Here is a 12,137-nt window from a genome sequence, read left to right as displayed (position 1 = left end):
CCGGCGCAACGGGGAGGCCGATCGTGAACAGCAGCGCGCCGTCCGGCCTGACCGGGCGGATCGACGAGCCACCCGGCCGGCTCCTCCACGACGAGGTGCTGGCGCCGCAGTTCCGCTTCGAGGTCGAGCACCTGCTCGCGTCGTACGTGGCGGTGGAGAAGGTGCTGGCCCTGGAATACCAGCGGATGGGGCTGCTCACCGCCGACCAGGCTGCCGCCGTGGCGGTCGGCCTGGACAGCGCCGCCCCGGCCGCACTCAGCGCCGACCCGGTGGCCAACCTGTCGGATCTCGCGTTCGCCCTGGAGCGGCACGTCGAGGCGGCGCTGGCCGAGCCGCTGCCGCTGTGGCACGTCGACCGCAGCCGCAACGACCTCCAGGCCACCGCCCAGCTGCTGTTCGCCAGGCAGCAGGTGGTCGGCGTGGCGCAGGCGCTGCTCGGGTTGTGGGCCAGCCTGCACCGGCGGGCCGGTGAGCACACCACCAGCCCGATGCCCGGCTACACCCACTTCCAGGCCGCCCAGGTGATCACGCCGGGCTTCCACCTGGCCGCGTTCTCCGGGCACGTGCTGCACACCCTGCGCCGGCTGCTGAGCACGTACGACGCGATCGACGCCTGCCCGCTCGGCGCGGGCGCGATGGCCGGTCAGGACCTCCCGTGGGACCGGGACCGGATGGCCCGACTGCTCGGCTTCCGGGCGGCCCAGTCGCACGCGCTGACCGCCGTGGCGTCCCGGCGCTGGGTGCTGGAGGTCACCGCCGAGCTGTCCCTGTTCGGCGCGGAGACCAGCCGGTTCGTCACCGACCTGATCGCCTGGGGCGGCAGCGACCTGGGTTTCCTGGATCTGCCCGACGAGCTGAGCGGCATCTCCTCGGCGATGCCGCAGAAGAAGAACTTCCCGATCCTGGAACGGATCCGGGGCCGCTCGGCGCACCTGGGCGCGTTCCACACCGACGCGCTGCTCGGCCAGCGCAACACCCCGTACGCCAACCTCGTCGAGGTGTCCAAGGAGGCCGGCGCCCACCTGTACACCGCGATCGACGCCACCCGTTCGCTGCTGCGGCTGCTCACCGCAGTGGTGGACAACCTGCGCTTCCGGACCGAGAGGATGCTCGCCGCCTGCGAGCGGGAGTTCCTGGGCGGGTTCGCGCTCGCCAACCTGTTGACCCTGCGCGAGGGCGTGCCGTGGCGGCGGGCCCAGGTGCTCGCCGGCCGGTACGTGGTGGCCGCGGCGGCGACCGGCCGGGCGCCAGGCGACACGGACCCGGAGCTGCTGGCGGCCACCACCGCCGCGGAGGGCTACCGGCTGGCCGACCCGGCGACGCTGCTGCGTGAGGCGTTCGACGTGCACGCCGGGCTGGCGGCGCGGCGGACCGCCGGCTCGACCCGACCCTCCGCGGTGACCGACCTGCTGGCGACGCAGGCGCTCGACCACGACGAGCTGCGCGCACAGTGGGCGCGGCGGGCCGCGACCGACCGGGCCGCTGTCGAGGAGACCGATCGCCTGCTGGGGCTGGTCCCGGCGGGCGCGGGTCACGGGATCGGCTGACGCGATGGGGGAGGGGGCGTGCACCGCCGACCGGGACGCGTTGCTGGCGGCCACCGGCCGGCTCGGCGTCGGCACCGCGTTCGGCACCTTCGGGGAGCTGTTGCAGGGCGTCCTGCCCGACACCGACCGGGACTTCCTGGTGACGTTCCCGATGGCGCAGTGGGCCACCGCCACGTTCTGGCCGACGAACGAGCTGGACCACATCCGCGTCTTCCCGCAGCACAAGCGGAAGTCGGCCCGGCTGGCCGCCACCATCATGGAGCTGTTCGGCCTGTCCGGCGGCGGCGTGCTGGAGCTGGGTGGCGAGCTGGCCGAGGGGAAGGGCTTCGCCAGCTCGTCGGCGGACCTGGTGGCCACCGCGCGGGCGGTCGGGGATGCGTTCGGCATGCCGCTGAGCGAACGCACCATCGAGTCGCTGCTGCGCCAGATCGAGCCCTCCGACGGCGTCATGTACGACGGGGTCGTCGCCTTCTACCACCGGGAGGTGCGGCTGCGCGAACGCATCGGCGTCCTGCCCCCGCTCACCGTGGTGGCCCACGACGAGGGCGGCGCGGTGGACACGATCCGCTTCAACCGCATCCCGAAGCCGTTCGACGACGCCGACAAGCAGGAGTACGCCCGGCTGCTCGCCGCTCTCACCGCGGCCGTCCGCGCCGGCGACCTGCCCGCCGTCGGCCGGGTCACCACCCGCAGCGCCGTGCTGAACGGCAAGCTGCGCCCCCGCCGGCACTTCGACGTGCTGCACCGGCTCTGCCGCGAGGTGGACGGCTACGGCCTGGTCATCGCGCACAGCGGCACCGCCCTCGGTGTCCTGCTCGCCGAGGACGACCCGGAGCGCGCCGCGAAGATCGACCATGTGCGCGCCGCCTGCGTCGCGCTGCCCGGCCAGGTGACCGTGCACCGGTCGCTCGGCGCCGACGAGCTCTCCGGGGGCGGCTGATGCGCTTCGACCAGGTCCGCGACGCCATCGGCCACACCCCGCTGGTCCGGCTGCGGATGCCCGCCGCGCCGGCCGTCGAGGTGTACGCGAAGCTCGAGTCGCAGAACCTGTACGGGATGAAGGACCGGGTCGCCCGCGCCATGATCCTGGAGGCCCGGCGACTGGGTGTGCTCGCCGACGGCGACCCGGTGGTGGAGAGTTCGTCGGGCACGATGGCCCTCGGCGTGGCCCTGGTCGGCCGGTCGCTCGGGCACCCGGTGCACATCGTCACCGACCCCCGGATCGACCGGGTGACCCTCGCGAAGCTGCGCGCGCTCGGCTGCGAGGTGCACGTCGTGTCGGCGATGACGTCGCACGGCTGGCAGAGCGCCCGCATCGAGCGGCTGGAGGAGCTGCTGGCCGGGCTGCCCGGGGCGTTCTGGCCGCAGCAGTACAGCAATCCGGACAATCCCGGTGCGTACCGGTGGCTGGCCGACGAGCTGCTCGCCGACCTCGGGCCGTTCGACGTGCTTGTCGGCTCGGTGGGCAGCGGCGGGTCGCTCTGCGGCAGCTCCCGGGCGCTGCGCCGCAGCCTGCCCGACCTGCGCGTGGTCGGGGTGGACTGCGTGGGCAGCATGCTGTTCGGCCAACCGGATCAGCCGGGGCGTCTGCAGAGCGGCCTGGGCAACAGCCTCCTGCCGAAGAACCTGGACCGCCGGCTGGTGGACGAGGTGCACTGGCTCAACGACCACGAGGCGTTCGTGGCCACCCGGGAGTTGGCCCGCGAGCAGCAGATCTTCGCCGGCAACACGTCCGGCTCGGTCTACCGGGTGCTGCACGACGTGGCCCGCCGTACGCCGCCCGGCAGCCGGGTGGTCGGCATCTTCCCCGATCGCGGCGACAGGTACGCCGACACCGTCTACGACGACGACTACTGGGCGGCCACCGGGCTGACCGCGCTGCCGCTGGCCGCCGAGCCGGCAGTGGTCGAGCCGGACACCGTCGTCACCTCGTGGTCGCGGGCGGCCCTCGCCCCGCCGGCCGGTCGAAGGCGCCTGCTCTTCGTCGAGTCCAACACCACAGGCACCGGGATGCTCGCCCTGCGCCGCGCCGCCGACCTGGGCTTTCACCCGGTGCTGCTGACCGCCGACCCGACCCGCTACGTCGGACTGGGTGACACGGCCGCCGAGGTGGCGGTCTGCGACACCGGGTCGGTGCCCGCGCTGCGCGCGTTCGTACAGGCCGGCTACCGCCGGGACGAGCTGGCCGGGGTGACAAGCACCAGCGACTTCTTCGTTCCGGCGGTGGCCGAGCTGGCCGGCTGGCTCGGTCTGCCCGGCAACCCCGTCGACGCGGTGCTGGCCTGCCGGGACAAGGGCCGGCTGCGGGCGGCGCTGGACGCCGCCGGGGTGCGTCAACCCCGACACGTGCTCGTCGAGGAGAGTCCGGCCGGGACGCTCGCCGGCCGGGTCGCCGCGGCGGTCGACCACGTGGGCCTGCCGTGCGTGGTGAAACCGGTCGACGACTCCGGGTCCAACGGCGTCCGGCTCTGTGCGACGGCCGCCGAGGCGCTGGCCCAGGCCGAGCGTGTCCTCGCCGTACGCCACAACGTGCGTGGTCTGCCCACGGCCCGGCGGGTGCTGGTGGAGGAGTACCTGGACGGGCCGGAGGTGAGCGTGGAGCTGTTCGGCACGGGTGACGCCCAGCACTGCCTGGGCATCACGGACAAGCAGGTCGATCCGCCGCCGCACTTCGTGGAGCGGCGGCACGTGTTCCCGGCGGGGCTGCCCCCGGCGGTCGCGACGGAGGTGGTCGACCTGGTCCGCCGGGCACTGGGCGCGGTCGGCATGAGCGTCGGCGCCACCCACAGCGAGGTGCGGCTCACCCCGGCCGGGCCCGCCCTGATCGAGATCAATCCGCGGCCGGCCGGCGGCATGATCCCCGAGCTGATCCGGGTCGCGACAGGTGTGGAACTGCTCGACCAGCAACTGCGCGCGGCCACCGGCCTGCCGGTCACCCTCACCCCGACCAGCAAGGGGTACGCGGGCATCCGCTTCCTGACCGCCGACCGCACCGGCACCCTGGCCGGCGTGGACGGGGTGGACCGGGCCGGCCGCTGCCCGGGGGTGCTGCGGGTTACCGTCACCGCCCGCCCGGGGTCGTCGGTGCGGCCGCCGGAGAACGCGTACGACCGGGTGGGGCACGTCATCGCCGTCGGAGACGACGCCGGGCAGGTGCTCGCCGCCCTCGCCGAGGCCACCGACAGGCTCACGGTCCGGGTGGACGTGCCGTGATCGAGCTGCGCAGCGACACCTTTACCCTGCCCACCCCGGCGATGCGCGACGCGATGGTCCGAGCACCGCTCGGCGACGACGTGTACGCCGAGGACCCGACCGTCCGCGAGCTGGAGGAGCTGGCCGCGTCCACGTTGGGCAAGCAGGCCGCCTGCCTGACCCCGAGCGGCACCATGGCCAACCTGGCGACGATCATGGCGCACGCGCCGCGCGGCGCGGCCATGCTGGTGGGCGCGGAGAGCGACATCTACATCTACGAGGCCGGCGGCGCGGCGGTCTGCGGCGGGGTGACGTACCTGCCGGTGCCGAACCAGCCCGACGGCCGGCTGCTGCTGACCGACCTGGCCGCCGGGTTCCCCGACGACCCGGACGACCCGCAGTTCGCCGTGCCGGCGCTGATCTGCCTGGAGAACACGCAGAACCGCTGCGGCGGGGTGATCCTGCCGCTTGCCTACCTGGCCGAGGTCCGCCGGTTCGCCGACGAGCGCGGGGTGCCGGTGCACCTCGACGGCGCGCGGATCTTCAACGCGGCGGTCGGGTCCGGCGTCGACGTCGCCGAGATCGCCCGGCACGCCGACTCGGTGCAGTTCTGCCTCTCCAAGGGGCTCGGCGCGCCGATCGGCTCGGTGGTGGTCGGCGACGCCGACCTCATCGAACGGGTGCGTCGGGTCCGCAAGATGCTCGGCGGCGGGATGCGCCAGGCCGGCATCATCGCGGCGGCAGGCATCATCGCCATCCGCGAGCACGGCCGGCTCGCCGAGGACCACGCGAACGCCCGTCGGCTCGCCGAGGGGCTCGCCACCATCGACGGGATCGAGGTCGATCCGGCGTCCGTGCAGACGAACATCGTCATGTTCCGGGTGCCGGAGCACCGGCTGACCCGGGCGCGGTTCCTCGCCGAGGCGCACGCCGCCGGGGTGGCGCTTGCCGAGTTGGGGCACGGTCGGGTCCGCGCGGTCACCCACTCGGGAGTGGCCGGTGCGGACGTCGACCGCGCGCTCACGGTGATCGACGCGGTGCTCAACGGTCGCTGAGCGCGGCCCACACCTGGCCGGTCGTCGCGTCCGGGTCGGCTGCCACGACCTCCAGTACGCGGCGCAGGTCGGCCAGCAACCGCCCGCCCTGCGCCGGGCTCACCGCGTCGCCCTCGATCAGCAGGCGCAGCACCAGTTCCGGGGCCGGCTCCACGACGAGGGTGAGCGGGTAACCGGTGCTCTCCACCACGTCCACGGGCGACAGCGCCGCCGGCAGCGGCGGGTGGTTCTGGAAGACCACGATGCTGTGGAACAGCGGTGTCCCCGGTGGCACCTCGCCGGCGCGGGTGATGTCGGTGAGCGACTGGTGCTCGTACTCCCGGGTGGCGACCTGCTGGGCCTGTACGGCCCGGACCGTCTCGGCGAAGGTCGCGTCGGGGTCGAACCGCACCCGCAGCGGCACCGTGTTGATCAGCAGGCCGACGATGGCGTCCGCGCCGGGCAGGTCGTCGGGCCGGCCGGCTACCGTCACGCCGACCACCACGTCGTCGCGGCCGGCGTGGCCGGCCAGGACCAGCGCCCACGCGCCGAGCGTCACCGCGTACGGCGTCACGCCTGCGGTCGCGGCGCGGGCGGCCAGCGCGGCCCGCAGCCGGCCGGTGAGGGTCAGCCGTGCGACACGGGTGCCCGGCAACCCCACCTGCGGCGTGGCGTCGACCGGCGGGTCCGAGGCGGCCGGGTCGTCCGGCGCGGGCACCGGCGGACGGGGCAGCGGGGTGGGCTCCGGAAAGCCGGCGAGCAGCCGTTTCCAGTAGCCGGTCGACCGCTCGGCGGCGGCCAGCCAGCGCAGGTGCCGCCGCAACGGCGCCACCGGCTCGCGTCGCCCGTCCAGCACCTCGGCGAGCAGGACGGCCAGGCTCCACCCGTCGAGCAGCAGGTGGTGGAAGGTGAGCACCAGGTCGACGGAGTCCGCCGCCCGGATGAGAGTGAGTCGTACCGGCGGCGCGGCGGCCAGGTCGAGCCCCGCGTGGCGCTCGTCGGCCAGCAGCCGGTGCATGTCGACCGGCCCGTCGAGCAGGCGCACGTCCGGCGGGTGGCCCTCGTGCACGAGCTGCACCGGCTCGGCGACGTCGTCCCACCGGACGGTCGTGCGCAGCGCCGGGTGCCGGCGTACCGCCTCCCGCCACGCGTCGGCCAGCGCGGCCACGTCCACCGGCCGGGCCAGCCGGTAGACGTGCTGCTGGAGATAGTCCGCCTCGCCGGGCGAGAGCAGCGTGTGAAACAGCATGCCCTCCTGCATGGGCGTCAGCGGGTACGCGTCGACGAGCCGCGCCGGACCGCCCGGCGGGGCCGCCACCAGCGCCGGGGCGACCGGGCAGAGCGCGAACGGCGGGCCGTCCCACCGCGCCGGGTCGAGCGCCGCCGGACCGGCCACCGTCACGTGCGGCGCGAGCGCGGCCACCGTCGGGTACGCGAACAGGTGTCGGGTGGTCACCTCGAGCCCGGCCCGGCGGGCCAGCGCCACCGCCCGCATGGCCAGCACCGAGTCGCCGCCGAGGGCGAAGAAGTCGTCGTCGGGGCCCACCCGCCCCCGCTCCAGCACCTGTGCCCAGAGCGCGGCGAGCCGGGCCGGCACCCCGTCGGCCGGCGGGTCGACAGGCGCCGGTCCGTCGTCGGGTGGCGCGGGCAACGCCCCACGGTCGGTCTTGCCGCTCGGTGTGACCGGGAGGTGGTCCAGGTGCACGAACAGCGCGGGCACCATGTAGTCCGGCAGGCGACGAGCCAACCGGGCGCGCAGCTCGGCCACCGGGGAACCGGGCGGCGTCACGTACGCGACCAACTGCGGGTGCCCGGAGGCGAGACGCCGGACGCTCACCGCTGCCTCGCGTACCCCCTCGTGCTCCAGCAGCGTCTGCTCGATCTCGCCCAGCTCGACGCGGTTGCCGCGGATCTTCACCTGCCCGTCGCGGCGGCCCACGAAGTCGAACTCCCCGTTCGGCAGCCGGCGGGCCAGGTCCCCGGTGCGGTAGAGCCGGCCGGAGCCGCCGGGATCGGGCACGAACGCCTCGGCCGTCAACGCCGGGCGGCGGTGGTAGCCGCGCGCCAGGCCGATCCCGCCGATGTACAGCTCGCCGACGGCACCGGTGGGCGTCGGGGTCAGGTCGTCGTCCAGCACGTGCAGGCTGACGTTGGCGATCGGGGCGCCGATCGGCACGCTGGCCCCGTCGAGCGGTGGGCGGACCCGGTGGGCGGAGACGTCCACCGACGCCTCCGTCGGGCCGTACAGGTTGTGCAGGTCGCCGGGGAGCCGCCGGGTCGCCTCCCGGGCCAGGGCGACCGGCAGCACCTCACCGCTGCAGATCACCCGGCGCACCGTCGGCAGGGCGGGCAGGTCGGGGTCGGCCAGAAACTGCGCCAGCATCGTCGGAACGAAGTGCAGCGTGGTCACGGCCCGCTCGACGATCGTCGCCGCCAGGTAGGCGGGGTCGCGGTGCCCGCCCGGACGGGCGAGCACCAGCCGGGCCCCGGCGGCCAGCGGCCAGAAGAACTCCCACACCGACACGTCGAAGCCGTACGGGGTCTTCTGCAACACCACGTCGTCGGCGCGCAGCCGGTAGGTGTCCTGCATCCAGCGGATCCGGTTGACGATGCCCCGGTGCGGCACGCACACGCCCTTCGGCCGACCGGTGGAGCCGGACGTGTAGATGAGGTAGGCGAGGCTGTCCGGGCTGGCCCGGGGCGGTGGTGGGGTGGCGGGCCACCGCTGTGGCGACTCGTCGTCGACGACACACCACCGTGCCGGTGGCACACCCGGGACCCGGTCGAGCAGGTGCCGCTGGGCCAGCACCACGGGCGGGTCAGCGTCGTCGAGCTGGTAGCTCAGCCGCTCGGCGGGCAGATCCGGGTCGAGCGGCACGTACGCGCCACCGGCGACCAGCACTCCGAGCAGCGCCACGACCAGGTCCACGCCGCGCTCGGCGACCACCCCGACGGGAGTGTCCACATCGACCCCACGGGCCCGCAGGCGATGGGCCAGCCGGTTGGCGCGGGCCACCAGCTCGGCGTAGCGGAGCACCCCGTCGTCGGCCAGCACGGCCACCGCGTCGGGCGTCCGGGCTGCCTGCTCGGTCACCAGGTCGTGCAGGCACCTGTCGTCGGCTCGCGGCACGCCCGTAGTCCAGCACAGCGCGCTGTCGGCGGGCTTTCGATCGGCTATCCCCCCAACCGGTGGGCGGGGCCGGGCACCCGCGCCGGGTGGCCCCTCACTTGTCGACGACCGCCGTCAGGGCCGCGCGCTGCGGCCACGTCTCGTCGGTCATGCAGTCCGTGAGGCAGGACAGGCTGAACGCCAGCGGCCACGAGGCGCTGTGCCGGTTCTCGGCCGGCAACAGCGCCAGCGGGGCGGCCGGGTCCCACTCGCTCGTGGGTGGGACGTGCACGGCCAGCACCTCACCGACGTACGGTCGCTCGGTCCAGCGGACGGCTCGACGCAGCACCTGCTCTGCGGTGACCTTGAGCAGGGTGACAGTGCAGAATTCGGGCATGCCACCCCGGCTCATCCAGCGCCCGAAGCCGAGGACCGCGCTCTCGGCGATCTCGTGTGGTTCGAGGTGGCACTCTTCGCGCAGCTCCCGCAGCGCGCCGGCGACGATGACCTCCTGGAGGCTGGGCGCGGCGACGGTAGCCGACGCGTCCTGCGGCTCCAACGAACCGGACCCGGAGGGGGCGATGAGCCCGGGGCTGCCCACGTTGTCCCGGGTCTGCGCGACGAGCAGGAGCCGCCCGTCGATGGTGAAGGCGACCGTGGAGATCCCCACGACGTTCGCCAGCCGGCTGTCGGCGAACCGCCGCAGTCGGTTGCGGTGGTCGAGGAGCAGGTCCCGCCCGCGCATCGCGAGGGTGTCCCGGCCCGCCTCGTAGACGTCGTAGGGGGCGAGGAGGTTGCTGCAGAAGAAGTCGAAGTACTGCGCCGGCCGCAGCGTGACCACCGGGTCGTCGGCGCCGGTGGGCAGGTCGTCGGCGAGGCCCAGCGCCGCCCCGTTGTACATGGCGGCCGTGCGGGCGTGCCGGGCCAGGAAGTCGAACGACCAGCGCCGCAGGTCCCGTCCGAGGACGTAGCTCGTCGGCGACACGACGCAGCGGATCCGCTGGCCGCGCAGGCGGGCGCTCTCGGCGGTGGGGACGACGCCGGTGCTGTGGGCGCTCGTGAGGACCCGCTTCGGGCCGGGGACCTGCTCGGCGACGTCCCGGTAGTCGTCGCCGTCGCGGGGGTGGAAGCGGAACTGTCGGGTCCGTCGACGGTTGGCGAGGATCTCCAGCGTCGAGACCAGGACACCTGCCGTGGCCGCCGCGACGCTGAGCGCCAGCGGTGGGCTCTGTGCCGCGGTCGCCGCGCTCAGGGCCGCCAGGCCGACGCCGGCGGTGGTCAGGCGATACCGCCACAGGCCCTGCCGCCAGATGCTCATCGTCGTGCTGACTCTTCTCGCCGTCCTGAGCACTCGGCACCTTTTCGGGTCGCGCCTGACGGAGACGCCCGCATGGTATCCACAGTGGAAACCGTCACAATCCAGCCGAGTTGCGGTCCAAGTTTACGAATGTGTCAGCGGCTTCGCCGTACGACGCGCCGCGCCGCCGGACGGTCGCGCAGGTCACCGGCCGGGTCCGCCCCCGGGCGGCGGCGCGCAGTGTCGCCAACCTGACAAGACGGCAAAGCCCCTGGTAGAGCACTGTTAGGGCAGGTGGGAAGGGTACAGATAGCGAGCCACGCATCCGAATCCCACGGCCCGGCGCGGACAGCATCGTCCGCACCGACGAGGCCACCACCCAGCCCGGCCCCGCCGACGCGGCCGACACGGCGTAGCCCGCCAGCCGACGTCTCCGGCCCGGCCACGGCTGCCGCCGACACCGCTACGGGCGCCCGCAGCAGTGCCACCGCCCATCGGGACGTCCAAGGCGTCGCCTCGGGCCACGCCGTCGTCCCGCCTTCCTCTTGCACATCCGTGCACCATCGCCGGGCCCGGCGTCGCTCCACCGCGCCCCGCTCCGGCGACCAATCAGAGAGGGTCTGACATGGCCACTCCCACCGTGACCGCAGCGCTGAACGGATCGGTCTTCACACCGGGACAACAGATGCTGCTGACCGTCACCTACTCCGATGCCGACACCCAACCGCTGACCGTCACCATCGTGATCACCGACGCGAAGGGCAACAGCAGCGCGCCGGTCAAGACCACAGTGGTCATCGACCCGCTCACCCTGACCGTCACCGACGACTCCGGGCGCGCCTGGTCCCGGATCTCCGACAACGGCGCCGTCGCCGTGTACCGGTCGGTGGCGTGATGGCCCGCGTCACCGTTACGGTGCGGGACGCCGGCGGCCACACCGCCACCGCCACCGCGGACTACACGATCGGCCGGCAACCGGTGCTCGGCGGCTACTACCTGTCCGGCGGCGCGGACCCGACCGCCGACATGGCGGGCGGCAACTTCCGCTCGCTGACCCAGTACCGCAGCTTCGCCGACGCGTACATCTTCCCCGGCTACAACCGGCCCTGGCTGATCACCCTCGGCCAGTCCGGGGTGATGATGAACATGGTCCTGGAGCTGAAGCACTACGGCGCCCCGGACGGGCCGCAGACCTTCACCGTGGACGGCACCACCTACACCGTGCCGGCGCCGTCGATGACCATCCAGCAGCGTCCCGGCACGACCTGGCCGAAGGCGTACGGGTACGGCCAGGTCGTCAGCGGCCAGTGCGACGGGTTGTTCGCGCGTGCCCTGTCCCAGTACCGCACGCTCGGCTTCGGGGTGAACATCCAGCTCGCCTCGGAGTTCGACACCGACCACGAGTTCGGCACCACCGAGGCCGGTGTGCCGTACACCTGGGCGCAGTCCGATGCCCGCGCCGTGCAGGCCGTCAACTACATCCTCACCTGGTTCAAGGCGCGCACACTGCCCGGGGGGACGACCTTCTCGGTGGGCATCGCCGGCTTCAACCGGGACTGCTTCCGGCGCATCCACCCGGAGGAGCTGATGGCCCGGCTGGACTTCCTGCAGTGGAACGCCTACGCCACCAACGCCAGCCACACCGCGCTGGCCCGTTTCCGCCGGACGAAGGACTGGGCGGTGGCCGACCTCGGCCCGGTGGGCCTGTCCCGTCCGGTGCTGATCGCCGAGTGGGGGGTACGGGTGGCCGAGATCCCCAACCAGGCCGCCTGGATCGCGACCGTGCCGCCAGCCATCGTCCAGCTCAACGCCGAGGGCCCGCCGTGGATCGCGCGGACCAACTACTTCAACTCGGGCTGGGGCACCCTGACCCCGAAGGCGACCGGGCTGGCGGCACTGCGAGCGGCGTACGCCGTCCCGCCGTACGTCTGATCGGTCCCGGGCCCTCGTCGGCGCAG

8 protein-coding genes are annotated in these 12,137 nt (G+C 73.8%); 6 read left to right on the top strand and 2 right to left on the bottom strand.

Annotated features, from left to right (window positions below):
- The first annotated feature begins 23 nt into the window (after positions 1 to 23).
- Genes MILUP08_RS26770 through MILUP08_RS26755 form a run of 4 tightly spaced genes read left to right on the top strand, consistent with a single transcriptional unit; the run spans position 24 to position 5,794 of the window.
- Entirely contained in the window at positions 24 to 1,547 is a 1,524-nt protein-coding gene (locus tag MILUP08_RS26770) for an argininosuccinate lyase (RefSeq protein ID WP_007463629.1), read from the top strand.
- 4 nt (positions 1,548 to 1,551) lie between these two features.
- Positions 1,552 to 2,487: a GHMP family kinase ATP-binding protein gene (locus MILUP08_RS26765; RefSeq protein ID WP_007463626.1), complete on the top strand. Its 936-nt coding sequence runs from the start codon at positions 1,552 to 1,554 to the stop codon at positions 2,485 to 2,487.
- Positions 2,487 to 4,760 (top strand): pyridoxal-phosphate dependent enzyme, encoded by a 2,274-nt coding sequence (locus tag MILUP08_RS26760; RefSeq protein WP_007463624.1) that lies wholly within the window; start codon positions 2,487 to 2,489, stop codon positions 4,758 to 4,760. Before MILUP08_RS26765 ends, MILUP08_RS26760 begins: the two co-directional genes overlap by 1 nt.
- On the top strand, positions 4,757 to 5,794 hold the full coding sequence (locus MILUP08_RS26755; RefSeq protein ID WP_007463622.1) for a GntG family PLP-dependent aldolase: 1,038 nt from the start codon (positions 4,757 to 4,759) through the stop codon (positions 5,792 to 5,794). Before MILUP08_RS26760 ends, MILUP08_RS26755 begins: the two co-directional genes overlap by 4 nt.
- Here MILUP08_RS26755 and MILUP08_RS26750 read toward each other — a convergent pair.
- Both MILUP08_RS26750 and MILUP08_RS34035 read right to left on the bottom strand, forming a co-directional pair.
- Positions 5,781 to 8,903: a non-ribosomal peptide synthetase gene (locus tag MILUP08_RS26750; protein ID WP_007463620.1), complete on the bottom strand. Its 3,123-nt coding sequence runs from the start codon at positions 8,901 to 8,903 to the stop codon at positions 5,781 to 5,783. The genes MILUP08_RS26755 and MILUP08_RS26750 overlap by 14 nt on opposite strands.
- 94 nt (positions 8,904 to 8,997) lie before the next feature.
- A complete protein-coding gene (locus MILUP08_RS34035; protein WP_007463618.1) occupies positions 8,998 to 10,200 on the bottom strand; it encodes a hypothetical protein in 1,203 nt (400 codons plus the stop codon).
- A 604-nt stretch (positions 10,201 to 10,804) separates the two neighbouring features.
- On the opposite strand from MILUP08_RS34035, the gene MILUP08_RS26740 reads away from it, so the two are divergent.
- The gene (locus tag MILUP08_RS26740; protein ID WP_007463615.1) at positions 10,805 to 11,074 is read left to right on the top strand and encodes a hypothetical protein; all 270 of its coding nucleotides are present in this window, start codon (positions 10,805 to 10,807) and stop codon (positions 11,072 to 11,074) included.
- Positions 11,074 to 12,111, top strand: a complete 1,038-nt coding sequence (locus MILUP08_RS26735; RefSeq protein WP_007463613.1) for a hypothetical protein — start codon at positions 11,074 to 11,076, stop codon at positions 12,109 to 12,111. The genes MILUP08_RS26740 and MILUP08_RS26735 overlap by 1 nt, the downstream gene beginning before the upstream one ends.
- The last annotated feature ends 26 nt before the right edge of the window (positions 12,112 to 12,137 follow it).

Origin of the sequence: Micromonospora lupini str. Lupac 08, assembly GCF_000297395.2 — a bacterium.
In the GTDB taxonomy this organism is placed as follows: Bacteria; Actinomycetota; Actinomycetes; order Mycobacteriales; family Micromonosporaceae; genus Micromonospora; species Micromonospora lupini.
Note: the sequence above shows the minus strand (reverse complement) of the source record. Positions and strands in the feature narration are given on the sequence as shown.